We start from the raw sequence: 25117 nt of genomic DNA, 5'->3' as shown, positions 1-25117 counted from the left end.
GTGAAGAGATAAAATGCATTTGGGACCGAAATTTAGAAGGCAGGATGCCATAAATATTCAAAACAGCTTCCGCATGAAGCCCAATCAGATAATTTGTCTGAGCTTTGTGCTGATGATAGGCCTTGGCACTTTACTTTTGACCTTGCCCATCAGTACCACCAATAATATGGGGCTTCACCCTGTGGATGCCCTTTTTGTGTCCACTTCTGCCTCCTGCGTGACGGGGCTAACGGTGACGGATCTGAAGAATGATCTGACCCTCTTCGGCAAGATAGTGATGCTTCTTCTTATACAGGTGGGGGGCCTGGGAATAATGACTCTGGGAACTTTGGTGGTTCACAGCATGGGCTACCGCTTTCGCCAGTCGGAAACCCAGGTGCTGCAGGAGTCCCTTAACCAGAGCTCCAGAGAGGGCATGTTTCCATTGATACGCCGCATGATTAAATACACCTTTATAGTGGAGGGCATCTTTGCGGTGCTGTTATCCTGGCATTTTTATCCCGAATATGGCTGGGAATGTATCGGCTATGGGATTTTCCATTCTGTTTCCGCCTTCTGTAACGCGGGCTTTGATTTATTCGGCAATTATGACAGTCTGACCAGGCGGGGGGACGATTTCTTTTTGATGGGCTGTCTGGGGTCCCTGATAGTTCTGGGGGGTATCGGCTTTACGGTGATGTATGATGTGTTGCAGAACCGTCGCTGGCGGAAATTTACCCTTCACACCCAGATGGTTCTTGCCAGTACGGCGTTTCTTATTGTGCTGGGGGGCCTTTTGATATTTTTGGTGGACAGTCAAAATCCTAAGACATTGGGGGATCTGCCTCTTTCTGTGCAGCTGGCCCAGTCCTTTTTCACCTCCATATCCTGCCGAACTGCGGGATTCAACACCTTTGATCTGGGGGCAGCAACCCAGATTACCAAGCTGGTTATGATTATTCTTATGTTTATCGGCGCTTCCCCATTGTCTACTGGCGGAGGAATTAAGAGCACAACATTTTTTATAGTTATGCTGTCCATGTGGTCCGTGGTCAGGGGAAAGCGGGAAAATGTGATTTTTGGACGTGAAATAAGCAAAAGCCTCCAGGTGCAGGCCTATGCAATTTTTACCATAGCTACTATTTGGGTGGTGTCAGCGGGAATATTGCTGTCAGTTATTGACGGTGAGGTTCATGAGCTGGGCGCGGTAATATTTGAAACCGTATCGGCCTTTGGTACTGTGGGCATGGGAATTGGTATCACCAACGACTGGGATATGTGGGGCAAGCTGCTGCTGTCCCTTACCATGCTCATGGGCAGAGTGGGCATTCTGACATTTATTATGGCTGTTATCAAGCAGGAAGAGTCCCTCATTAAATATCCAGAGGGCAATGTTATGATAGGTTGAGGTAAAGAATATGGTAAGCACAAAAAAACAATTCGCAATTTTGGGCATGGGCCGGTTTGGCATCAGTCTGGCCGAAACCCTGGAAAAAATGGGCTATGAAGTTTTGTGTGTGGACGTGGATGTAAATCTGGTGAGCAAATTGGCGGATCAGGTCTCAAGAATTGTGAGCTTTGATATACGTGATTCCAGAGCCTTTGATCAGGCGGGAATGGAGAGCTTTGATACTGTTATTATTGCCACCAAAAATCTGGAGGCCAGCCTTATGGCCACTATGCTATGCAAGGAGCGGAATATTCCGGATATAGTGGTAAAGGCCATTGATGAACGCCATGCGGAAATGGCGAAAAAAATGGGAGCCACTAAAATTGTATTTTCCGAGCGGGAAATGGCCCAGCGCCTGGCAATTCACATGGTGGCGCCTAATGTGCAGGATTACATTGAAATAGACGGGGATATTAAAATTATTAATTTCAATGTGCCGGAGGAGATGTGGGGAAAGGATTTGGTACAAGCCAATCTCCGAGCCAAGTTTGGGCTAAATATTATCGCCATTATCCATGAGGGGAAAACCCTGATTACGCCGCCACCAACCTATAAATTCTGTGAGGGAGACAAGATTTTTGCCATAGGCTCCAAAGAGGTAATGGCAAAATTCAGACAGGTGGTTTTGTCAGGGGAGTAAGGAAAACTTTTACTGAAAAATTCTTGATTTATGGTATAATGCATATAAGTAATCATATATTCATTTATTTTTATTATGTGGAGGTAATGTATGTCTAAGTTCTGTAAAAATTGTGGTCAGTCCGTTGAAGATAACACTGCTTTTTGCCCAAATTGTGGTGCCAGTGTTCAGGATGATCTGTCAACCGAAGTAAACGCTACTAATGAGTATCAGCAGAATAACCCGTTCCAGCAGGGCCAGTACGGCGATCAGTTCCAGGGTGGCGGTATGGCAGGCACTGCATGGGGCCTGGGCGATGAGAAAAAGCTGGTTAACAAGATCGCTTATGGTCTGTTGGCAATTTTCGTGGGTGGCTTCGGCATTCACAAATTCTATACTGGCAAAACCATGTGGGGCATAATTTATATTTTGCTCTGCTGGACCGGTATCCCAGCTATTTTGGCATTGGTAGAGGGCATTATTGGCTTTACCACCAAGGACGACGGCCAGGGCAATATCTACGCCTAAGAGCAAAACCTTATTTTTTAATGTAGTATACGGATAAAAAAATAAGCTAATAAAATTAGCCGGAGGCAGATTGGTATCCATTGGATATCAGCCTGTTTCCGGCTTTTGTCGTTTATTTATAGAATTATTCAGCTTCATATAGAGAATAGGGTGTGGTTTCCCCTGTTCATCAAGATCAGAGTGCTTGTAGGCAGTAAAGCCCATTTTTTCATAGAAGCCACGGGCCTTGGGATTTTCCTCGTTTACCGTCACTTCATTGACGGAGAGCTCATTTACGCAATACTGTACCAGCCTTCTTCCAAGGCCATTGTCCCATTCCTCCGGGGCCAGGAACAGCATTTCCAGCTTCCCAGTGGAGGTTCCCATGAAGCCCACGGGCATTTCCTTGTCATTTATGGCAATAACCAGAGTTGGAACAGCCTGTAATGCCTGGGGAATAAATTCCTTTATTTCGATGATTTCAGCCTCCTTCAGAAATAAATGGGAGGCCCTGACTGATTTCTCCCAGACAGTGGTGAGGTCCTCTATCAGCTCTTTTGATCTGTCTTTTACTGTAATAATTTTCATGGTTGTAATATCCCGCTGTAATATTGGGTTAATCCCTATTTGTCTTCATTAGTTTTGTTGTAATGGGTGCCGCATTTTGTGCATCTGAAGCCATGGGACCATAATTCACATTGCTGCTGGTAGGCTTTGCAGTTTTCCTCATGCAGCTTCTTGTTGTACTGGTACGCCCTGACGGAAAACCATGCGATAATGCCGCTTACCCCGATAATCACCATGTTTCCCGTAATATCGATACCCGCCACAATATCGACAACACTGCGCAGGGCCACTAAAGTGAAGATAACAGCAATAACAAAATAAAAGCCGTGAACAAAGGGGCTGGAGTCAAGCTTGGGGGGCTGGGAAATGAATTTTAATTGTATGGCAGCATTGCTGTGGCATTTTGGACAGCAATGAAGCGGTTTACGGGGATTATTATCAATGATAGGAATATAAATATTTCTCGTTCTCTGACCGGCTGCAGGGGCGATTTTTTCCACAGGGTCATCAGTATCCAGTTCATCGAAAAAATCCGGGTCGTAATTATCTTCCTCCGGTCCGTCACCGTAAATATCGTCTCCGAAAAATTCCCCCTCATCATAATAGGTATCAAAAATGTCCTGACAGTCCTTGTCAAAGGGATCCGCGTCCTGCCAGCCCTCTTCCTCGCACCCGTCATAATAGTCTTTCCATAAATGGGTATCCTCAATACTCATAATCAACCCTCCCCACCAAGGAAATATGGCACGTTGCACTTTATCTGCAAGTTTATTTTATATTATTACAAAGGGAAAAAGTTGGCAATATCTATGTGGGCAAAAAAATGGACAATAAAAAACAGCCACAAAAGTTCGGTGTAAAAAGTGTAGCAATGCCACAAAAGTTCGCTGTAAAAAGTGTAATAATACTACAAAAGATCGTTGTAATTTTTGTAATTATATTATCGGCAAAATAAAATCAATATTATACATAATAAAACGCGCTTTATTTTGCCGATATGTGGTATAATTTACATGAGATTTGTAGAAGTTTATAAGGGGAGGGGAGAGAATATGAAATACGTAAACGTCAGCGAGGCGGCTTCCAATTGGAAGGTATCGGAGAGAAGTGCCAGAAATTATTGCGCAACTGGTAAGGTGAGAGGCGCGGTATTGGATGGCAAAATCTGGCAAATTCCTGCTGATGCCCCTAAACCTCCCAGAAAACCACGGGCTGGCAAAATATCTGACGATCTGCTGACCAGACTACAACAGGAAAAAGAGGCTGGAATAAAAGGCGGTATCTATCACAAGGTCCAGATAGAATTAACCTATAATTCCAACCACATTGAGGGCAGCAGTCTCACCCATGACCAAACCAGGTATATTTTTGAAACAAATACTATCGGCGCAGGCAGTGATGCTGTTAACGTGGACGATATAGTGGAAACAGCCAATCACTTTAGTTGTATTAATATGCTGATAGATGCTGCCAGATATAAGCTAAGTGAGTCCTTTATAAAACAACTCCATTTGTGCTTAAAGTCGGGTACCTCTGACAGCCGAAAATCATGGTTTGCTGTGGGGGATTATAAGAGGCTGCCCAACGAAGTGGGCGGTCTTGCCACCACTGCCCCGGAAAAGGTGTCATTGGAAATAAAACAATTACTAAAAAAATATAATTCGGAGAAAGAGAAATCCTTTGAGGATATAGTGGCGTTTCATCATGATTTTGAAATGATTCACCCATTTCAGGATGGCAACGGGCGTATAGGCAGACTGATAATGTTCAAGGAATGTTTAAGAAATGGCATTACACCATTTATTATCAGTGATGATTTAAAGGGATATTATTATCGCGGCTTAAAAGAATGGACAAAGGAACCGGGCTATTTGTTGGACACCTGCCGCACGGCCCAGGACAGATTTAAGGTTTGGTTGGATTATTTTAAAATAAGTGAGATGAAAATATAGGGACTGTGCACTAATTTTTAGTGTGACAGTCCTTTTTTATTTTTTCCAATTACTCAATATGAGTAATTTTTACATTCAAATCGTTGATTGAACAGTCAAAGACGATTTGTTAGACTAGAAGCAAGAAAAGGAGCGTGATTGCAATGGCAAAAAAAGATGAAAGATACGAAGAAGAAATAGAAGAGATGGAAGAAATGGAAGAAAAAGATGAAATCGAAGAAAAAGAAAGTGCCATGGTAAAATTCGGTGAACATCTTCAGGAGAAACGGAAGGAAAAATTCAGGACCCAGGGAGATTTTGCCAAACTGCTTCCCATGCCTTTATCCAGCTATAGCCAGTATGAGCAGGGGAAAAGGTGGCCCCAGTCTATTGTCACTTTAAAGCGTATGGCTTCAATTTTGGATACCAGTATAGATTATTTGATAAATGGCCATGATTCGGCAGCAGATACATATTTGGGATATGTACGGGGATTTATAAAAGACAATATCCGTCCAAATGAAATATTAGAAACTAATATTGATAAGGATGTAGATTGTGTTATAAATACGCCCCGCGGCGATATAGAAATTCCATACAGCCATTATGAACACCTGATAGAGAAGGCTGATTTTAATTTTCGGAAAACTCTAAAAGAACAGATACGCGAGGAAATCGATAGTAGACGTGCCGAGCTGGCGGGGGAGAATGAAACCTCAAGCTTTGAAATTGAAATACTGTGTGAACATCTTGGCTATGATATTAATGTGATTAAAGATTTGGTGTTCTGGCAGTTCAAGGGCGAGCCCTATAGAAACCATGATCTGGCTTTTATAATATACAATTTGTATTTTTTCGGACTTCATACAGATGAATATGAGCACGACCTATATAGTAATTTACGTTGGTACATGGCACAAGCCCATGCAGAAATATATGGATATGACATGGAGGATAATTATTGGTTAAATAAAGAAAACGGCTACAGCCACCCATTTGACGAAATTGGTTTACCTCCTCGTGATTGGGAAGGGCGTTCAAAAATTTTTGGTAGAGAACCTTTGGACAAGGAAATAGATAAATACATAAAAATTGGCCTGTACAACTATTGGGAGCTTTCAGAAGATAATCAAAAATGGCTGGAGAATACTTCCCTGCCAAGGGTTAATTTCAGCACTTTATTTTTCTTAAATGGGCTGGCTAAAATACCGCCTAAGAATATGCCGTTGAAAGATAATAAAAGGGTAAAATATTTGTTACGTGATTAATATTACGGGGAGATGATACGCATGAACACAGTAATTTACAGCAGCAGCGGCTATCAGGAACTGACAATTGATGGCATGCTCCACCATAAGAGAATGATATACATAGAGGGGGAAATCAATGACGCCATGGCGGTGAAGATTTCCAAGGAAATTAGCCAGCTGGCCCAGGAGGATGCCACAGAGCCGGTGAAGCTTTTCATTAACTCCGGGGGTGGCAGCATTGATGCGGGGCTGGTGATATATGACATTATCCAGAGTGCCCCAATGCCCATTAAAACCTATTGTCTGGGCCGGGCCTACAGCATGGCGGCGGTGCTGTTCTGCTGTGGCGGACATGGTCGTTATCTTCTGCCCCACAGCAAGGTCATGATTCATGAGCCTCTGATTCCATACGGGGCGGGGGGAAAGACCTCCTCCGTTCAGACAATTGCTAATGATCTGAAGAAAACCAAGGAGGAAATGGTGGAAATACTTTCCAGGCACACGGGCCAGACCAAGCAGAAGCTGCGGAAAATCACCCTGAATAACGCATATTTCAAGGGGGAGGAAGCGGTGGATTTTGGCCTTGCGGACAAGGTGATGGGCTTTGATGAGATGATGGAGGCGTAAATTATGAACAAGAAAATTAATAAAGCTGAAATATTCCCTTTGGGAGAGGACAAGCGTTGCCATGTTTCCACAGACTGCAAGGAGACGGGACTTAACAATAATATTATGGTGGTGGGTGGCTCCGGCTCCGGCAAGACCATGAGCGTTATGCTGCCTATGATCTGCAGCCTTGAAAACGCCAATGCGGTGGTGGTTCATACTAAGCGGGGAATTTACGACAAGACCAGGAAAATGCTGGAGAAAAAGGGGTACAATGTGCTGCTGCTGGATCTTAATGACCCCACTAAAAGCCCTTATGGCTATGATCCCCTGCTTCAGTGCAATTCCCTTGCTGATGTGCGGAATCTGGCCCATACCATTGCTTATGCGGAAACTTCAAAATCTGAACCGCCAAGGGAGCCCTTTTGGCAGCAGAATGCCGAAAGTATATTGAATTTGGTTTTACGTTATGTGTATGAAGGGCATTATGAAAAGGGCAATACCATGGTTGAAGCATTGTCCTTGTTGGATTATCTTAACTTTACGGATAATGATGATGTGAAGAGTGATCCGCCTACGGAGGATGAAATCAGGAAAGCTTATAATTACAAAGCACGTGGTATTCAAAGATACTCAGTGTTAGAGAGTGAGCAGGAGAGGAGAGAGCGAATTAAGAGAAAATATCCTCTTCATGGTGAAATGCGGAACTGGTGTGACATTGACAGAGCTGCTTATATGGAGTGGAGTATGTTTGTAAATTATCCGGATTCGACAGGCGGGGGTGTTGTGGGGTCCACGAAGGCGCCTCTTTTAAACACCTTTAATAGTGATATAAGAAACATATTGGGCGACAATCTGCCTCAGCTCGATGCCAGGGAGCTTCTGAAGCCAAAGACGGTGGTATTTATTTATGTATCACCAGTGAATGTGGCCCAGCACCGTTTCTGTTCCATAATCTATCAGCAGCTTTTCAAGCGCCTCTTTGAGCTGGGAGAGGAGAGAGCAGATGGGATGCTGCCATACCCTGTCCACGTTCTCTGTGATGATTTTGCCACGGGCTGTAAGGTGCAGGATTTCCATGAGCTGATTTCCATAATCAGAGAAAAGAACATATCTGCCACCATGCTTGTGCAGTCAGAGAGCCAGCTTTCCTCCATGTACGGCAAAACTGATGCCACCACCATAATCAACAACTGTGATACATATATTTACCTTGGGGGAATGGACGTGGACACTGCCACCTATGTGAGCAAGCGCATGAACTGCCCCATGAATGACGTACTGAATATGCCTCTGGGGCAGGAATACTTCTTCCGCCGGGGCCAGAAGCCGGTGGTAACAAAGCGATACGATATTTATAGGGATTTGAAGGCTATTAAGGAGCATAGACAGCAAAGGAAGTGTTAATATGATATATTTCACCAGCGATATGCATCTGGGACACAGGGCTGTAATAACAATGCAGAACAGGCCCTTTGAAGATGTAGAGGAAATGAACCGTGCCATTATAACGAACTACAATGCAGTGGTACACAAAAATGATACAGTATATATTCTGGGAGACATTGCCCACCGCATAAGGGTGGAGGAGGCCAATGAGCTTATTTCCAGGCTCAATGGCAAGAAGTATCTTTTAATGGGAAATCATGACAAGAAATACGATCCTGCCCTCTTTGAGGAAATACGGGATTTCATGACCATTGCATATCAGGGCCAGTCCATTTCATTGATGCATTACCCAATGCTGTCCTGGCCCAAGAGCCACCATGGCAGCATAATGCTCCACGGCCACATGCACAATGATGAAGCCTACAATCTGGAGAACCGCGAAAACGGCATACTCAGATATGACGTGGGAGTGGAGGCAAACGGGTATTATCCCGTTTCCGTGGAGCAGATAATTGAGTTTTTTGGAATTAATTTATAAGCAAGAAAAAACAAGGACGTACTCGTTGATGTGAGTATGTCCTTTTAGTATGTGTGAAATCATGCCCGTTTCCGCTTCTGCTCCTTTAGCTCCTGCTGTTTCATCCGCCCCCGGACGCGTTGCCCATATCCAGAGGCGTGTCGAAAATCTTTAAATTGCGCATGGCATGGGCGTAATCTTTGGCCAGGGGGCGGTAGCGAACTATGATGAAAACTCTTTTCTGCAGGGTCGCATTTAGAATGTGTGTTTGATATAATAGTAACAGAAAATATGTTTTATTTTAAGACCGTTTTTGACGAGTGATAAGGCCTGTGTTATAGTGATTTTAAAAAGTGTCAACAGTGTTGACACAATTCAAAAAGAGAAGGAAAAAACTAATGGAGCTTGATAAATCTTTCAATGAAGTGGTGCGAATAATAGATGAAGCCCGTAATAATGCTTATCGCAAGGTGAACGAGGAACTGATTTTGATGTATAGCAAGATAGGTCAGTTTCTTTCTGAAAAATCTAAAGAAGCTGCCTATGGGGTGGGATATGTCGATTCCATGGCAGAATATATCCATACCCAATACCCTGGGATCAAGGGATTTAATCGCCGTGGCCTTTATAGAATGAAGCAGTTTTATGAGCTTTATGCCGGAAATGAAAAAGTGTCAACACTGTTGACACAATTAAGCTGGTCAAATCACTTATGTATAATGTCGGGATGTAAAAGTGATGAGGAACGGGAATTTTATATGCGCTTGGCTATAAAGGAGCGTTATAGTTTCCGCCAGCTGGAGCGTCAGATGGACAGCGGATATTATGAGCGGTATATGTTGTCCAAAAGTGCATTATTGCCAGAGCAGATACAGTCAAAGGAAAATCCGTTTCTTGATCACTATGTGGTGGAATTTCTTGATTTGCCGGATTCATTTCATGAAAATGATTTTCGCAAAGCATTAGTTAAGGGAATGAAGGATTTTATCCTGGAACTGGGCAAGGATTTTACTTTTGTAGGGGAGGAATACCCTATACAAGTAGGCGGCGAAGATTATCGCATTGATTTGCTGTTCTATCATCGCAGTCTGTGCTGTCTTGTGGCTATGGAGCTGAAGGTCGGCAAATTTAAGCCGGAATATGTGTCCAAGATGGATTTTTATCTGGAAGGTCTGGACAGACAGGTCAAAAAGCCAGAGGAAAATCCAAGTGTGGGCCTGCTCCTGTGTGCTTCAAAAAATGATGAAGTTGTTGAGTATGCCATGAGCCGTACACTTTCCCCGATGATGGTGTCACAATATCAGCTTCAGCTGCCGGATAAAGATGTTTTGTCACGAAAACTTCAGGAATTGGCCAGCCTGCCGGCAATCACAGCTCCTTTTGATGAAGAATAATATTATAATATTACAAGGCGTGCTGCGGTGCGCCTTTTATTATGCCCGTTTCCGTTTCTGCTCCTTTAGCTCCTGCTGTTTCAGCCGCCCCCGGACAAGTTGCCCATATCTAGAGGCGTGTCGAAAATCTTTAAATTGCGCATGGCATGGGCGTAATCTTGACACTATCCAAGCCTGTTAAAGTTTACCGATTAAATATTTATCAGGGCTGCATATAAGTGCTTGCTATTGACATTTACCTAAATAAATTCTAATTTTTTAGAACTTAAATACTTTTAAAAGGCTAATTGTGATATAATTATATTGTCATATTGTGTTGGGTGAAAGGGATAATATGGGAATTGATTTATTTTTAAACGATAGCTATAAAATATTGAAATTACTTTATGATAATCAGACTGTAGTACTGGATAAAAAAGTAGTTCCATTAACACAAAGCGAAATTGGGATTGCATTAGGAATGTCAAAAGCAAAAGTTAACGTTCTTATTGGACAACTCCAAGATGAGGACTATGTTTCACTTGAGTCAAGGGGAAAATATGTCCTTTCTGAAAAAGCAGTCATGTTTATTCAGACCATGCGTAGGACAGATACTAAATTAATAAAAAAGAAAGATGATAAATAATAATGTTTAAGAAAGATAATACATCATTAAATTTTATAGATTTATTTGCGGGAGCGGGGGGGTTGTCAGAAGGATTTCTTCAGGCAGGGTTTAATCCGATTGCTCATGTTGAGATGAATAAGGCTGCGTCTAGGACGTTGGAAACTAGATCTGCATATTATTATTTGAAGAAAATAAAACAGTTACATTGGTATTATCAGTATGAGCGTAATGAGATTACACGAGAGGAATTATTTACCCACATTCCAGATGCTGTAACTAAGACAGTTATTAATGCAGAAATGTCACCTAAAACATTGCCGGATATATTTAATGTAATAGATTCAGTTATCAGGGAAGATAAAATTAAAGAAGTAGACGTGATAATTGGTGGACCGCCTTGCCAAGCGTACTCTTTGGTAGGACGTGCTCAGAGCAGTCACATGAATATTCCTATGGACGAAGATCCCCGTAATGAACTATATAAGATGTATACGCGCTTCCTAAATAGATACCAGCCCAAAATGTTTGTGTTTGAAAATGTTATTGGTCTTCTAACTGCCAGAGATGGTGGTGCATTCAAAAATTTAAAAGCCCAATTAAAAAGAGTTGGATATGAGATTGATGTAAAAATGCAAAATGCTGTTGATTTTGGTGTGCTGCAAAAAAGGAAAAGAATCATTATTATTGGCTGGAGAAAAGGTACAGAGCATTTTTATCCAGACTTTATTCCAATGAGGAGCAATGCACACGTTCGCGATCTTTTGGATGATTTAGCTATTGTTGAAAGAGGACACGAGAATGATGAATATTGTCTAGATTATGATCAGTGTAGTGAATATTTACGACACAATAACATTCGTACACCAGATGATGTTGTAACGCATCATATTGCTCGTCCTAACAATGATAGAGATGTAGTAATATATGGAATGGTTATCGATGCTTATGCAAGAGGCGAAAAGATAAGCTATGAAAAACTACCAGAGGAATTGAAGACACACAAGAATCAAACCTCTTTTAGAGATAGATTCAAGGTGGTGGAAGGAAACGATATGGCGTGCCATACTGTTTTAGCGCATTTGGCAAAAGACGGGCATTATTTCATTCATCCGGATAGAAGACAATGCAGATCTATTACGGTGCGAGAGGCCGCTAGATTGCAAACATTTCCAGATAATTATTTCTTTGAAGGAACCAGGGGAGAAAAATTTAAGCAGATTGGAAATGCAGTTCCCCCGATAATGGCAAAAGTTATTGCTACGGCAATTAGGAAACAGCTCTTATAGGAGATTTCTAAGTGGGTATTGTTGAAGCAACATATGCTGGAATTAAACAGCAGGAATTAACTAAAAATCCATATAGTTGTCTTTCATCTGCAGACATTGATGTGAATCCTCATCAAGTAGAGGCATTCCTGTTTTCTCTTGCTGCGCTTAAACTTGGTGGCGCAATTCTTGCTGATGAAGTGGGCTTGGGGAAGACTATTGAAGCAGGGCTTGTATTGAAGTTTCTTCTAAATAGTGGAACAAATAAAGTACTGTTAATTACACCATCAAATCTTAGAAAACAGTGGCAAGTTGAACTAGATGAAAAATTTGGAATAGAGTCATTAATTGTTGATAGCAGTAATTGGGAAGAATATAGGAACTATATAGAGACTGAAAAAACGGTGGTAATCACATCCTACAATTTTGCCGCTAAGCGAAAAATGGAATTGTCTAAAGTGGCTTGGAACTTTTGCCTTTTTGATGAAGCACATAGACTGAGAAATATTCATAAGAATGGTTCCAAAATGGCAAATATTCTTTTTGATTTAACAAGTAATGTTCCAAAGTTGCTGCTCACAGCTACACCTATGCAAAACAGTCTTTGGGACTTATTTGGCCTAATCCAGTTTATTGATGCCAGAATCTTTTATAATAAAAGAGTTTTTTCTGAGCGTTATATAAAAAATGAGGACTATGAAGATTTAAGAAAACGGGTCATACCCGTTATTCAGCGCACACTGAGAAAGGAAGTATCGGATTACATTAAGTTCCCAGTAAGAAAGGAAATAACAGTAGATTTTAAGCTGACCCTTCCAGAGGTTCAGTTATATATGAGGATAAATAATTATCTTAAAAAGGAGATTCTTTTTGCATTACCTAATTCGCATAGAATATTAATCACATCGGTAATACGAAAATTACTTGCTTCATCAAGTATGGCTGTTGCTGAAACATTCAGGGTCTTACGTAAAAGACTGATTGTTCTCAAGGAAACGACACGTGCGGAAAATGTTGAAGAAAGTTTGAATTATTTTTTTAGTTTTTTTGATGATGATGAAGTGGAAGAGGAAGCTAATCAGAATAATCAAGAGGAGCTATACACAAGAGAAAGAGTAAATGAATTTATACAGCATGAGATTGATGAAATAGATGCGATAATAAATACTGCGGAATCAATTACAAAAAACGCAAAAATGACTGCGCTGCAGACTGCAGTAAGAGAAGCGTTTAAATTTCAGAAAAAGGAAGAAATCGCACAGAAGGTTGTTGTCTTTACTGAATCAATTAGGACGCAACAGTATATATACGAAGAGCTTGAAAAAGAGGGTTATAAAGGTGATATCCTGAAATTCAATGGTTCAACGAGTGATGAAACGGCAAAGAAACTATACCGAGCTTGGAAAGTAAAAAACTATGGAAACCATATTTTCAGTAGAAATGTTGAATTGAAGAATGCAATAGTCCAAGCATTTAAAGAAGATTATAAAATTTTGCTTGTTACTGATTCTGGGTCTGAAGGGTTAAATCTCCAGTTTTGTAATACAATTATTAATTATGATCTTCCATGGAATCCACAAAAGATTGAACAGCGAATAGGTAGATGCCATAGATATGGACAGAAGAATGATGTAATAGTATTTAATCTTCTAAATACCCAGAATATTGCTGATAGAAGGGTATATGAAATTCTCTCTCAGAAGTTCGAGTTGTTTAAAGGTGTATTCGGTGCTTCAGACAGAGCGATTAGCTTGCTTGAGAGCGGCGGTGACTTTGAAAAAAGAGTTTCACATATATATCAGCAATGTAAAACTTCTAACGATTTTTCTAGAGAATTTAATTCTTTAGAAAAGGAATTAGATAGAAAACGCAATAAAAAAATGGAGCAATTGAAGGCCCTCATTATTAAAGAAGCTCCAAAACAACATAAAGAAGATTTTGAACGAATTCTTTCAGAAATCCAAGAATACCAAGAGCAATATAAATACTGGAAATCTATTAGTATTAATCAAGAAAAGGTTACTTATCCGAAATATTATAAGATAAAGCATGAGATTTCAATACCGGGAATAGAGCATGGATATCTTATAATGGGTGGATATTATAAGAAGAGTAATTTGATACAAGCAGTTTTTTATATTGTGGATAGTGATGGAAAAATATATGCAGCAAAAGATGAACTCATAAGGATATTAATGAGAAAACTTGATGATAGTGAGCTGGATAGTGCTATCCCAGAAAAATCTAAGATAATTGCATTAATAAATCGAGTGGAAAGATATTTGGATCAAGAATATATTAATTCGAATGAACGATTGATAAAAGCCAATGATTTCCGTGTTGATAATTGGCTGAGTTTAAGAAAAGAAGAGTGTGTTTTAAGTATTAATGATGATTCCATAATTAATGAGCTTACAGAGAAATATGAAAATGAAAAAAATTTTAACACAAAAATTGAATATAAGAAACAGATTGAGCAAGCAAAACAAGAACAGGCGTTAAAAGAACAAAGCTTTCATGAGACGTTCGGAGAATTAGAAGCAGAAGCTAATCGTATTAAAGAAGAGTTTGAAAAAGAGCTTTATATTATACCTAAATTGTTTGCAAAAATAGTGATTAGATTTTAGGAGATGTATATATGGAAAAACGGGGGAAACTTGAACTTACTTGGGTAGGAAAGTATAAAGAGGAAAAACTTGAACCACGCATTCTTATTGAAAATGTTGAGAAGTCCTACGGGGAACAAAATACGGAAAATATGCTTATACACGGCGATAACCTGCTCGCATTGAAGGCATTAGAATTAGATTATACTGGAATGATAAAGTGTATATATATAGATCCACCATACAATACTAAAGCGGCAGTTGAGCTCTATGACGACAATTTAGAGCATTCTATATGGCTTAGCATCATGAAAAAACGCTTAGAATTGCTCAGAAATTTATTATCAGATGATGGATCAATATGGATACAGATTGACGATGAAGAACAGGCTTATTTAAAAGTATTGTGCGATGAAGTCTTTGGAAGAACAAATTTCGTTAATATGATTTCAGTCAATATGAAGAATGTTGCAGGCGCTTCAGGCGGAGGAGAAGATAAAAGATTAAAAAAAAATTGTGAATATATTCTTGTTTATGCTAAGAATTATGCTTTACTACCATTATTTAATGGACCGTATAAGTACACGGAGATATCAGAATTAATACAGCAATATATTGACGAAGGCAGAAGCTGGAAGTATACAAGTGTTTTGGTTAATCCAGGAGAGAAAGAATATATTGGCTCTACTGTTGATGGAGATGGAAATGAAATAAAGATATATAGAAGAGTAGGCCTAGAAACTATGTCCGTAAATCAAATTGCAAACAGGGATAATATTACATCTCAGGAAGCATACAAAAGATATGGAATAAATGTTTTTAGAACAACAAATGCACAAACTTCGATTAGGACGCGAATTATTGATTTTAGAAAAGAAAATGATATTTCTGATGAATATTTGTCAATAGAGTACATTCCAAGAACTGGGAAAAATAGAGGGACTGTATATGAGCAGTTTTATAAGGGTGATGTTTGTAATTTATTTGTTTGGTTAAAAGATACTTCTGAAATAATAGAGGGTAAACTATATAAAAAGGATTTACAGGGAACCTATTGGGATATGAATGCATGGATGAAAAATCTTACAAAAGAAGGTGATGTAACATTTCCAAAAGGAAAAAAACCAGAAAAACTATTAAAGCAAATAATTGAGATGACAACTTCCGAGGGTGAGTATGTGTTGGACAGTTTTTTGGGTTCGGGAACAACTGCTGCCACTGCTCATAAAATTGGAAGAAAGTGGATAGGAATTGAAATGGGGGAACAAGTGTATTCACATTGTAAGCAACGCTTGGACAATGTTATTGATGGTGAACAGGGAGGAATTTCAAAAGAAGTTAATTGGAATGGTGGCGGGGGCTATAAGTTTTATGAGCTGGCAGAGCCATTACTAGTAAGAAATAAAAAATTGCCAGTATATATGATAAATTCGAACTATACATGGGACATGGTATGTGAAGCAATTTGCAAGATAGAGGGCTTTAAATATTCCATATGTGGGGAAATTCAAGGCTATTCTTCTGAGAATAGATTTATTCATATCACAGAAGGATTTGTAAATACAAAGTATGTAATGTCGGTTATGAAAAACTTAGGTGAAAATCAAAGCTTATTGGTATATTGTAAAAAGCATCAAGCCAATATGATTTTGCCGGAGAACGTTGAGGTGAAAAAAATTCCTAAAGACTTGCTGGATAAGTGTAGTTTTGAATACGAAAGTGAGGTGCAGGAATAATGAGCTCCGTAGAAAAGATAAAGTGGGCTATGAGCCTGCGAGAACCTCAATATAAGGCATTAAAATGTTTTGATGATATAAGCTCAAAGCTTGAATATAAGACAACATCAAAAGTCGATGCAGAAAATATTGCCGCAGAAAATTGTCAAGAACCGCATAAGATATCAGTTGACAAAGAATTTGACTTTCCGTCATTTTGTTTTGACATGACAACCGGTATTGGAAAAACTAGATTGATGGGAGCATGTATTTATTACCTTTATAAGACAAAGGGATATAAGCATTTTTTTATTCTTGTACCTGGTAATACTATTTATGACAAAATGCGCCGTGAAACAGTACCTGGACATCCGAAGTATATGTTTAAGGGGCTGGAGGCCGAGATGGGCAGACCTAAAGTATATGATGGTGAGAACTATCTTTCCTATCCAGTTAGATACATCCAGAGTGAGTTGCAAATAGAAAAGACGTCTGAAATTCAGATTTTTATTTTTAACATTTCCAAGATTTTTACTCGTGGAGATTTAGAATTTAAATTTCACAAATTTAACGAGAATCTTGGTGGATCATTTGCTGATGTATTGCGGTCTTTTGATGATTTGGTTTTCTGTATGGATGAGGCTCATAGATATTATGCGCCTGCGTCAAAGACAGCAATTAATTATTTAAATCCAGTATTAGGCTTGGAGTTTACAGCAACTCCTAAACTGGCTAATAAAAACATTATCTTTAGATATGGTTTGGAGCAGGGAGCAGGTAAGTTCCTTAAGATTCCAGTTGTTATGGGGCGGACGAATACTGCGGGGTATTCTGAGGAGGATATTGAAGAAATGAAGCTTAAAGATGGTATTAAGCTTCATGAAAGACGTAAAACAATTGTATATAAATATTGCGTAGACAATGGGCTGGAACAAGTAAAGCCTATTGTCTTAGTTGCATGTAAAGATACTGCACATGCTAAAACGATAAAAGACAAGATTGATTCCGATGAGTTTTTTGGTGGTCGATATGTTGGAAAAGTTATAGAAATTGATTCAAGCACAAGAGGCGAGGAGACTGAAGAAAATGTACAGAAGCTTCTTACTATTGAACAAAACACCAATCCGATAGAAATAGTCCTGCATGTTTATAAGCTTAAAGAGGGATGGGATGTAAATAACTTATTTACAATTATTCCTTTGAATGCAGCGAAGAGTGATATTTTGGCATTGCAAACTATTGGGCGTGGGTTGCGTTTGCCATTTGGTGAAATAACGGGTGTAGAAGAGATAGATACTCTTGATATTGTCGCCCATGATCATTACAGAGAAATAATTGATGATATTAAGGATAATCCAATCTTTAGGCAAAGAAATCTTGATGATGATGATATTCCAGAAACAGAGGCTGTAAAAGTAGAACCTGTTGTTCAAGAGGGGCAATTATCGTTATTTGATGAGGCATTGAAAAATTCAAATGTGAAATCCTTTCAAAACATCAACACAGATGACGATGTTAATAAGCTGTATGATGAGTATCAGAAAGCATATATAAAAAAGGTTTTGCCCAAAAAGAAAGATAAAGAAGATAGCGGACAGATAACATTATTCGATGATATGTCACCTGATTCAACAGTTGATAATAATAATCAGGATGAACGTGCAAATAGTTTATCTCAGGATTCATCAGCAGAGCAAGCTGATAATCGTGTAATTATTGAGCCGCGTGAAAAGAAAAATACAAGTGCACCTGAGATGTATTTAAAGGAGTTATTTTTAAAAAAGCTGAATGAGTTGAAAAAAGTAGCTATTTCTGTACCAAAGATAAGTATAAGCTATAGCTCAATAGTCGATTTTAAACCATTCAAAGTTAAAAGAAGTATTCAGGATTTTGATGTCGCTGCTTCTAAAATTGAACGCTATGATGCGGTTAATAACAGGCTACTTCAGACAATTGATGCAGATTCTTTAATAGTTGCAGATCCAGTTAATACTTTGGCTTGTTCTATATTGGAGGAAGTACCGGAGTTGGGCTATGATGATGCGGATTTTATTCTTGATGTAGTAAAACAATATTTATCATTTATAGAGGGCGATGAAGAAGCAAAGAAAAAAATTGTTAGACGATATGCAACAGTCATTGTAGAAGATTTAAGAAAACAGATATATGCATCGAAAGAAGAACATGTTGCGTTTGTATACAATGTTCAGAAAGACTTGATTGTATTTGGCTCATTTGCAAAAACTAAGCTTAAGAATGGTGCGAGCAAGTTAGATTATAAGAAAGAAATTGCTGACAAGAAGAATATAAAAAATTATTTATTCACTGGATACAAAAAGTCATATTATGCAGAGAATGCGTTTGATAGTGATGATGAACGTAGATTATCTGTTATCTTAGAAGAGGACGATGATGTTGTTCGATTTATTAAGCCACCAATTAATCAGCTTGGATTGTTTTATAAAGCTGGTAGGCAGTATAATCCGGATTTCTTGGTTGAGACTAAAGACTGCAAATATATGATTGAAGTAAAGGCAGCGAATCAAGTTAATAACGACGAGGTTCAAGAAAAAGCTCGTGCAGGTGTTAAATGGTGTGAATGTGCTTCGGAAGTTGACGCAGATAAAAAAGAGTGGAAATATCGTCTTGTACCTGGAGATGATATAAAAGTGGGAAATACTTTAAGATATGTTGTTGGTCTAGCCGCGGAGGTAAAAAATATAGACGAATAATTATTTAGGAGGGTACAATGGCTGAGCGCAGTGATTATTTATATGCACAAGTAAGAAAGAAGATGCTTGATGCTGTACGAATGGATTTAATAGGTCCAACGTCAGAAAATGAAGCACTTACTGAGCTTCCAACTAGTAGTTACATAACAGGGATGCTTTACCCTGCTGACTCAACAATTACAGAGGATGAAAACTATAATGATATCGAGTTTACGGAAGGTAGACTAGATGCCGATGGGAATGCGACAGAGTCAGTAGTTTTGGAAGATGAAGAACCTGAGGAAACATCAAAGGGTGGTTTTAAAAAGCCATCCGCTATTGGTATATCATTTTATATTGCTGCTGAGACAAGCGATTTAGATGTTGATGTTTATTGGGGAACATATTCATCAGATAAATTTTCGGAGGTGGAAGTTATAGAGGAATCTTCAGAAGAAGCCGAGGCAAATCAGAAAAAAAAGAAGCGACAAGTATATGTTCGGGAGCAACAAGTTGAAAATTTACATCTTGACATGAATGCTATTGGACGTACAAAGAAATTATTACTAAAAACCAATACAAATGTTTCTATTTATGTTATACAGATGCCCCTGGATAATGGCTATAAAATGGTATCAGTATATCTACATAATAACGATAAGGGAAGCGGAGAAAAGGAATATGAACATGTAATGTTTCAAGTAGAGCTTCAAGTTTCATCTCCAAGTAAAAAGGGGATATTTATACCCGAGTACATTTGTAGAAAAAAAGAACTTGAAGATGAATATTACTACAAAGGTCGGCCAGTATATGGTAGGGGCCGTGGTTGTGCTGCCATTTGGGAGAAAAAGGAAGAAGAGCAATTTGCTTATTTGATAAAGTCGTCTTTTATTCCTGATCATGAGATACCTAGTGTAAGTTCTCAAGTATCGGATGTACCAGATAATGCTTTTTCTATGCTGCAACTGGGAACGCCTAAGAAAAAAGAAGTAAGCATTGCAAACTTACGACTTCTGACAGCTTTATATGGCGATTGGATTAAGAACGAACTAAAAGAAAATCCAGAAATGTTGAGTGATGCATTTGTAAACACTGGAAATAATATTATTCAAAAATGTGAAGAAGCACTTCGTAGAATGAATGATGGTATAGATTTAATCGAGCAAGATGAAAGGGCTTTTAAAGCTTTTACTTTTATGAATCAAGCTATGTACCTTCAGAGAAGTATAACAGCATATTCTAAGGATTGTGGACGTGGTATTTCTTGTAGCCTTCGTGATTATATGAAGGATATTCCTGAAAAAGGTTTAAAGCAAGATCATAGTGAGTGGAGGCCTTTCCAAATAGCATTTATATTATTAAATCTCAAGGGATTAATGGATACTGAGTGCGATGATCGTAGAATAGTAGACTTGTTATATTTCCCAACAGGTGGTGGCAAAACAGAGGCATATTTAGGCCTTATTGCGTTTACTGTAGCATATCGCAGGTTAACGGCAAGTGATGAAGTAGTATATGAGAAGGATGGTGGTGTAACCGTTTTTCTTAGATATACTCTTCGTTTACTTACAACTCAGCAAAGAGATAGACTTCTTAAGCTTATTGTAGCCATGGAAGATTTACGCGAGCGTAGTGAAAAAAAAGGAGCTACGGAATTTGGAAAAACACCTATTTCAATTGGCTTCTGGGTTGGTGGAGGTGTAACACCAAATAGGTTTGAAGAATATGAGAAAGATGAATATTCAAGAAAAGAGTTTATTCGTAAAGTCACTAAGCAGATTATTCGTTGTCCTTATTGCGGGCGTGTAATTAAACGGGATAATTATGATATAAAACCAAAATCCCATTCAGTTATGATTACTTGCGGTAATGAATATTGTAAGTATTCAAAAAAATCAATTCCAGTTTATCTTGTGGATGAAGAGATATATGCACAGTGCCCTACTGTAATTATTTCTACTGTAGATAAGTTTGCGCGACTTCCATGGTCTGAGCAGGTTGGTTTGCTATTTGGTAGAACAGATAGACGTTGCCCTAGACATGGATATCAAGCAATTGGATATGATAAAGAGTTACTGGGGAAAAGACACAATAAGGATGCTGCTAATGAATTAGAGGCATGTGTAATAGAAGGGTGCAAACCTTTTTATCCACCTGAGTTGATTATTCAAGATGAGTTACATCTTATTTCTGGACCGTTAGGAACAATCTATGGTGGTTACGAGACTGTTGTAGAAGATATGTGCTGTATAGAAAGGAATGGTGTGAAGATTCGCCCTAAATATGTGGTTTCCACAGCAACAATCAAAAATGCAGGAGAGCAAATCAAGTGCCTTTATGCCCGAGGAGATTATGCTCAATTTCCACCAAAGGGCTTTGACACTCGTGATTCATATTTTATTCGAGAGGTTCCATTGATAAGCAAAAATCTTGATGAATTAAGCGAGGCTGACATTAAAGATATGTTGAACAAGGGTGAAAAACCTTTTAGACAGTATGTCGGTGTGTGTGCTAGCGGACAATCTGTTAAGACTACATTAATTCGTCTTTATTCTGTTTTATTACAAGAAGCATTTATACTTTCCGAGGATCCTCAATACCAAGATTTTGTCGATCCATATTACACATTGGTAGGATATTTCAATTCTATTCGAGAACTTGGTGGTGCGGTTAGACTTCTTGACGACGATATTAGCAGCCGCCTGAAGGTCTTAAAAAAGAAATATAAAAATGCAAGGCAGCGATATTTAGGATTTGATGGTAAGAAAGAAATTACATCAAGAATACCATCTTATCAGATTGCAGAGATATTGGAAAAGCTTGCAGAACCGTTTATACCTGGAAAAGAGAGACAGAATTGTTATGATGTGGTTACAGCAACTAATATGATTGCTGTTGGTATGGATGTTGACCGTCTAGGATTAATGGCTGTAGTTGGACAGCCAAAACAAAACTCTGAGTATATTCAGGCAACTAGCCGTGTCGGAAGAAAATACCCAGGAATAATATTCACTGTTTATAACCCATATCGACCGCGAGATTTGTCAAATTATGAGAATTTTGTTGGTTTTCATTCCCAAATGTACCGCTATGTAGAAGGAACAACAGCGACACCATTTGCTGCTAGAGCAAGAGATAGAGTATTGCATGCATTAGTTGTAGCCTTGTTAAGGCTTCAAAATGAAGCAATGGCAGGTAACAAGGGAGCATCAAATATTCTTGTAATTTCAGATGAAGCGTTAAATGAGGTAAAGCAGAAAATACTTAATCGTGTTGCTGTTGTGGCTCCATCAGCATATGTTGCGGCTGAAGAAGATATGAATGCATTTATAAGTACTTGGAAGGAGTTTGCTAAAAAGCGTAATTTATATTATTTTGTGGCGAATACTGAAAATAATAAAAGATTACTTAGTTACTACGGACAAGTATCATCTGACAAAGAAAAGCCAACATTGAATTCAATGCGTGATGTGGAACAATCATCTGCAGTTTACCTATATGAGGAAGGAGGACAGGCATAGTGTTTGAAAAAAAGCTTGGAGAAATCCGACCTAATCAATTAATAACAACATATGGACCAGGTTCAATCATGGATGCAGTTCATGATTCTTTGACTGTTCTTGATATTGGATATTGGAATACAAATAATATTGGTCAAGAAATTAGAGATGCTAGATTAGCTTCATTTATGGGGGTAAGACATTTTTATATGCCTAGTACAAAAGGGCGAGAAAATATTCCCGTTGTTTCATTTCCTTATGTGCATGTATGTACAAATGATAAATGTAAGAGAATATTTGATATAAGAGATGAATTCAAGAAACCGTTGTATGTTGAGCAATATAAAAAACGACAAGGAACTGCATCATGTCCAAATTGTAGCTATTCAGCATATCCAGCTAGATTTATATCAATTTGCGAAGATGGACATATGGATGATTTCCCGTGGCGTTGGTGGACTCATCAGGGTTTAACAACTTGCAAAAAAAATATGTATCTAAAATCATTTGGAACAACTTCATCATTAGCGGAATTAGAGGTTCAATGCGACTGTGGTAAGAAAAGGCGTATGAGCGGAGCTATGCAAAAGGAAAACTTTAATGGATGTAATTGCTCAGGTAATCACCCTCAAAGGCCTAATTCTCCCAAGAAGGTTTGTAAAAAAGCGTTAATACCTAGTCAGCGAGGCGCATCAAATGTCTATTTTCCAGTAACAAGAACGGCCATCTCGATACCACCTTGGACCAATCCAATTAATGATTTGGTTTCAGAACATAGGAAAGAAATCGAACTTTTAATAGATGTATTAGGCAAAGATGATGGTTTGTTAAAGGGATATGAAAAATTCTTTGAGGGAAAATATACTCGTAAAGAATTTGATGAAGCATATAAGAGGTTAGAACAGAATATCAGAGATTATGTTGAACTTAAAGAGATGGAGTATAATGCTATTACACACCACCAACAAGTAGAGTTTCAGCATGATGTTAAGTACTTTAAAGCTGAAGAAGTAGAAGTAAAAGATAGTTTAAAAAAATATTTCTCCCGTGTCATCAAAATACATAGATTGCGTGAGGTTCGAGTACTATTGGGATATTCTCGATTGGAAATGCCAGAACCAGATGTAGATGATCAAAAACATGTTGTCAAGCTTAAATCAGCGGGAACTGAGAAGTGGTTGCCGGCAGTTGAGATTAATGGAGAAGGAATTTTTATTGAGTTTAATCGTGATACAGTTACTAAATGGCTTCAGAATGACAAGGTAAGTGAACGCTCAAAGAAATATAAAGCATGCTATGAAGAGTATTGTAAGGGCAAAGGATGGGAAAACTTTAAACCTAGAAATGGAAAATATGTTCTTCTACATACATTATCGCATATGCTCATCAAGGAGATGGCAATACAGTCAGGGTATTCTTCGTCCGCATTGCATGAAAGAATCTATAGCAGTGATAAGATGTGTGGCCTTTTGATCTATACTGGAGCTGCAGACAAGGAAGGCTCTCTTGGGGGGCTGGTTGAACTGGGCTCAATGGAAAAGTTAATCCCATTGTTAAAAGGGGCCCTTGAGAATGGACTCACATGTACAACGGATCCAGAGTGCTTTATGAAGCACCCAACATCTGACAGAATTAATGGAGCTGCGTGTCATTCATGTACTATGATATCAGAAACTGCTTGTGAAAACGGAAATAGGCTTTTGGATCGTGTATTAGTTATACCATTACCAGAACACGAAGAGATGGGGTACTTTAAGGAGCTTGTAGGTGTATTATGTGGAATTCATGTATAAAAGCTGAATATTTAGCATCGAAGATTGTTCAATCAATTGAGGCATATGCACTTCAGGGAACAGATTTGGTTTTGTGTGATGTAATAGACGAGATAAGGAAGCTTTTTCCAAGTTGTTCAGAAGAGGAAATTAATGACATATTGTCACTCTGCTTTGAAATGTATAACATGAAGCAGAAAGAAACAATTGATTTAGTTATTACTGCACCCAAAAAATTTAGCATAAAAATAAAGCAGACAAAAGATGTTTTCGAACAGCTGATTAAAGACGCAGGGAAAAGTATAATTATGACAGGGTACTCAGTATCCGATTACTTTACTGGAATGCTGGACAGTATTATTTCTAAGAGTCAGCAGGGAGTGTATGTAAGATTTTATGTGAATGATATTGAAAAAAATAAGGCTGCACTCGATAGAATGTTGGCATATCGGAGTAAGTATCTTCAGTTTTATGAATATGAGAAGAATAAGGATGACAAGATGGCAGCATCTCATGCAAAAATACTGATTGTTGATTCAAAAAAGGTGTTGGTATCGTCTGCCAATCTTTCTTATCACGGTTTAACGGGAAATATTGAAATGGGTTTTCTGGTTAACTCGGTGGCTAAGTCTAAGCAGATTGAGGAATTGTTTAAAGAATTGGTTCGAATGCACATATATAATAGGCTGAATCCAACAGCATAGGTTGGTTTATTTTGCCATATACCAACGA

Annotated in this window: 19 protein-coding genes; 17 read left to right on the top strand and 2 right to left on the bottom strand. The window is 38.7% G+C overall.

Annotated features, from left to right (window positions below; translation table 11 throughout):
* The first annotated feature begins 19 nt into the window (after positions 1 to 19).
* From T525_RS0108820 to T525_RS16055, 3 genes are all read left to right on the top strand, one after another.
* Positions 20 to 1387 carry a TrkH family potassium uptake protein gene (locus T525_RS0108820; RefSeq protein ID WP_198022670.1) on the top strand — a complete coding sequence of 456 codons (1368 nt, stop codon included), beginning with the start codon at positions 20 to 22 and terminating at the stop codon, positions 1385 to 1387.
* A 10-nt stretch (positions 1388 to 1397) separates the two neighbouring features.
* A complete protein-coding gene (locus T525_RS14860; protein WP_051533519.1) occupies positions 1398 to 2069 on the top strand; it encodes a TrkA family potassium uptake protein in 672 nt (223 codons plus the stop codon).
* A gap of 90 nt (positions 2070 to 2159) precedes the next feature.
* The gene (locus tag T525_RS16055; protein ID WP_084277021.1) at positions 2160 to 2576 is read left to right on the top strand and encodes a TM2 domain-containing protein; all 417 of its coding nucleotides are present in this window, start codon (positions 2160 to 2162) and stop codon (positions 2574 to 2576) included.
* 87 nt (positions 2577 to 2663) lie between these two features.
* On the opposite strand, the gene T525_RS14855 is transcribed toward T525_RS16055, so the two are convergent.
* Both T525_RS14855 and T525_RS0108800 read right to left on the bottom strand, forming a co-directional pair.
* Positions 2664 to 3143 carry a GNAT family N-acetyltransferase gene (locus T525_RS14855; protein ID WP_051533518.1) on the bottom strand — a complete coding sequence of 160 codons (480 nt, stop codon included), beginning with the start codon at positions 3141 to 3143 and terminating at the stop codon, positions 2664 to 2666.
* 35 nt (positions 3144 to 3178) lie between these two features.
* Entirely contained in the window at positions 3179 to 3838 is a 660-nt protein-coding gene (locus T525_RS0108800) for a hypothetical protein (protein ID WP_027406896.1), read from the bottom strand.
* A 336-nt stretch (positions 3839 to 4174) separates the two neighbouring features.
* Here T525_RS0108800 and T525_RS0108790 point away from each other — a divergent pair, with 336 nt between their 5' ends.
* The 14 genes from T525_RS0108790 to T525_RS0108725 all read left to right on the top strand — a co-directional run bounded on the left by T525_RS0108790 (position 4175) and on the right by T525_RS0108725 (position 25089).
* Positions 4175 to 5074 (top strand): Fic family protein, encoded by a 900-nt coding sequence (locus tag T525_RS0108790; RefSeq protein ID WP_027406895.1) that lies wholly within the window; start codon positions 4175 to 4177, stop codon positions 5072 to 5074.
* Between the two features lie 143 nt (positions 5075 to 5217).
* Positions 5218 to 6321, top strand: coding sequence for a helix-turn-helix domain-containing protein (locus T525_RS14850; protein WP_037325546.1), 1104 nt, complete (start codon positions 5218 to 5220; stop codon positions 6319 to 6321).
* Positions 6322 to 6342: 21 nt separating this feature from the next.
* Positions 6343 to 6930, top strand: coding sequence for a ClpP family protease (locus T525_RS0108780; RefSeq protein ID WP_027406894.1), 588 nt, complete (start codon positions 6343 to 6345; stop codon positions 6928 to 6930).
* Positions 6931 to 6933: 3 nt separating this feature from the next.
* Positions 6934 to 8316 carry a type IV secretory system conjugative DNA transfer family protein gene (locus T525_RS0108775; RefSeq protein ID WP_027406893.1) on the top strand — a complete coding sequence of 461 codons (1383 nt, stop codon included), beginning with the start codon at positions 6934 to 6936 and terminating at the stop codon, positions 8314 to 8316.
* A gap of 1 nt (position 8317) precedes the next feature.
* Positions 8318 to 8836 carry a metallophosphoesterase gene (locus tag T525_RS0108770; protein ID WP_027406892.1) on the top strand — a complete coding sequence of 173 codons (519 nt, stop codon included), beginning with the start codon at positions 8318 to 8320 and terminating at the stop codon, positions 8834 to 8836.
* Between the two features lie 377 nt (positions 8837 to 9213).
* Positions 9214 to 10209 carry a YhcG family protein gene (locus tag T525_RS0108765; RefSeq protein ID WP_027406891.1) on the top strand — a complete coding sequence of 332 codons (996 nt, stop codon included), beginning with the start codon at positions 9214 to 9216 and terminating at the stop codon, positions 10207 to 10209.
* Between the two features lie 334 nt (positions 10210 to 10543).
* Positions 10544 to 10834, top strand: coding sequence for a hypothetical protein (locus tag T525_RS14845; RefSeq protein WP_051533517.1), 291 nt, complete (start codon positions 10544 to 10546; stop codon positions 10832 to 10834).
* A 2-nt stretch (positions 10835 to 10836) separates the two neighbouring features.
* Positions 10837 to 12102 carry a DNA cytosine methyltransferase gene (locus T525_RS0108755; protein ID WP_027406890.1) on the top strand — a complete coding sequence of 422 codons (1266 nt, stop codon included), beginning with the start codon at positions 10837 to 10839 and terminating at the stop codon, positions 12100 to 12102.
* Positions 12103 to 12113: 11 nt separating this feature from the next.
* The gene (drmD, locus tag T525_RS0108750; protein WP_027406889.1) at positions 12114 to 14708 is read left to right on the top strand and encodes a DISARM system SNF2-like helicase DrmD; all 2595 of its coding nucleotides are present in this window, start codon (positions 12114 to 12116) and stop codon (positions 14706 to 14708) included.
* Positions 14709 to 14719: 11 nt separating this feature from the next.
* Positions 14720 to 16423 (top strand): site-specific DNA-methyltransferase, encoded by a 1704-nt coding sequence (locus tag T525_RS0108745; protein ID WP_027406888.1) that lies wholly within the window; start codon positions 14720 to 14722, stop codon positions 16421 to 16423.
* On the top strand, positions 16423 to 19134 hold the full coding sequence (locus T525_RS0108740) for a DEAD/DEAH box helicase (RefSeq protein ID WP_027406887.1): 2712 nt from the start codon (positions 16423 to 16425) through the stop codon (positions 19132 to 19134). The genes T525_RS0108745 and T525_RS0108740 overlap by 1 nt, the downstream gene beginning before the upstream one ends.
* Positions 19135 to 19151: 17 nt before the next feature.
* On the top strand, positions 19152 to 22634 hold the full coding sequence (drmA, locus tag T525_RS0108735; RefSeq protein ID WP_027406886.1) for a DISARM system helicase DrmA: 3483 nt from the start codon (positions 19152 to 19154) through the stop codon (positions 22632 to 22634).
* The gene (gene drmB, locus T525_RS0108730; RefSeq protein WP_198022668.1) at positions 22634 to 24406 is read left to right on the top strand and encodes a DUF1998 domain-containing protein; all 1773 of its coding nucleotides are present in this window, start codon (positions 22634 to 22636) and stop codon (positions 24404 to 24406) included. The genes drmA and drmB overlap by 1 nt, the downstream gene beginning before the upstream one ends.
* A complete protein-coding gene (locus tag T525_RS0108725; protein ID WP_027406884.1) occupies positions 24388 to 25089 on the top strand; it encodes a phospholipase D-like domain-containing protein in 702 nt (233 codons plus the stop codon). The genes drmB and T525_RS0108725 overlap by 19 nt, the downstream gene beginning before the upstream one ends.
* Positions 25090 to 25117 lie beyond the last annotated feature (28 nt).

It is taken from the genome of Anaerovibrio sp. RM50, assembly GCF_000622005.1.
In the GTDB taxonomy this organism is placed as follows: Bacteria; Bacillota; Negativicutes; order Selenomonadales; family Selenomonadaceae; genus Anaerovibrio.
Note: the sequence above shows the minus strand (reverse complement) of the source record. Positions and strands in the feature narration are given on the sequence as shown.

Coding starts and splice junctions, on each gene's coding strand:
- drmA (WP_027406886.1), top strand. CDS start 19,152: ATGGCTGAGCGCAGTGATTATTTATATGCACAAGTAAGAAAGAAGATG.
- T525_RS14850 (WP_037325546.1), top strand. CDS start 5,218: ATGGCAAAAAAAGATGAAAGATACGAAGAAGAAATAGAAGAGATGGAA.
- T525_RS0108745 (WP_027406888.1), top strand. CDS start 14,720: ATGGAAAAACGGGGGAAACTTGAACTTACTTGGGTAGGAAAGTATAAA.
- T525_RS0108780 (WP_027406894.1), top strand. CDS start 6,343: ATGAACACAGTAATTTACAGCAGCAGCGGCTATCAGGAACTGACAATT.
- T525_RS14855 (WP_051533518.1), bottom strand. CDS start 3,143: ATGAAAATTATTACAGTAAAAGACAGATCAAAAGAGCTGATAGAGGAC.
- T525_RS14845 (WP_051533517.1), top strand. CDS start 10,544: ATGGGAATTGATTTATTTTTAAACGATAGCTATAAAATATTGAAATTA.
- T525_RS0108790 (WP_027406895.1), top strand. CDS start 4,175: ATGAAATACGTAAACGTCAGCGAGGCGGCTTCCAATTGGAAGGTATCG.
- T525_RS0108725 (WP_027406884.1), top strand. CDS start 24,388: ATGTGGAATTCATGTATAAAAGCTGAATATTTAGCATCGAAGATTGTT.
- T525_RS0108755 (WP_027406890.1), top strand. CDS start 10,837: ATGTTTAAGAAAGATAATACATCATTAAATTTTATAGATTTATTTGCG.
- T525_RS16055 (WP_084277021.1), top strand. CDS start 2,160: ATGTCTAAGTTCTGTAAAAATTGTGGTCAGTCCGTTGAAGATAACACT.
- T525_RS0108775 (WP_027406893.1), top strand. CDS start 6,934: ATGAACAAGAAAATTAATAAAGCTGAAATATTCCCTTTGGGAGAGGAC.
- T525_RS0108740 (WP_027406887.1), top strand. CDS start 16,423: ATGAGCTCCGTAGAAAAGATAAAGTGGGCTATGAGCCTGCGAGAACCT.
- T525_RS0108765 (WP_027406891.1), top strand. CDS start 9,214: ATGGAGCTTGATAAATCTTTCAATGAAGTGGTGCGAATAATAGATGAA.
- T525_RS0108770 (WP_027406892.1), top strand. CDS start 8,318: ATGATATATTTCACCAGCGATATGCATCTGGGACACAGGGCTGTAATA.
- T525_RS14860 (WP_051533519.1), top strand. CDS start 1,398: ATGGTAAGCACAAAAAAACAATTCGCAATTTTGGGCATGGGCCGGTTT.
- T525_RS0108800 (WP_027406896.1), bottom strand. CDS start 3,838: ATGAGTATTGAGGATACCCATTTATGGAAAGACTATTATGACGGGTGC.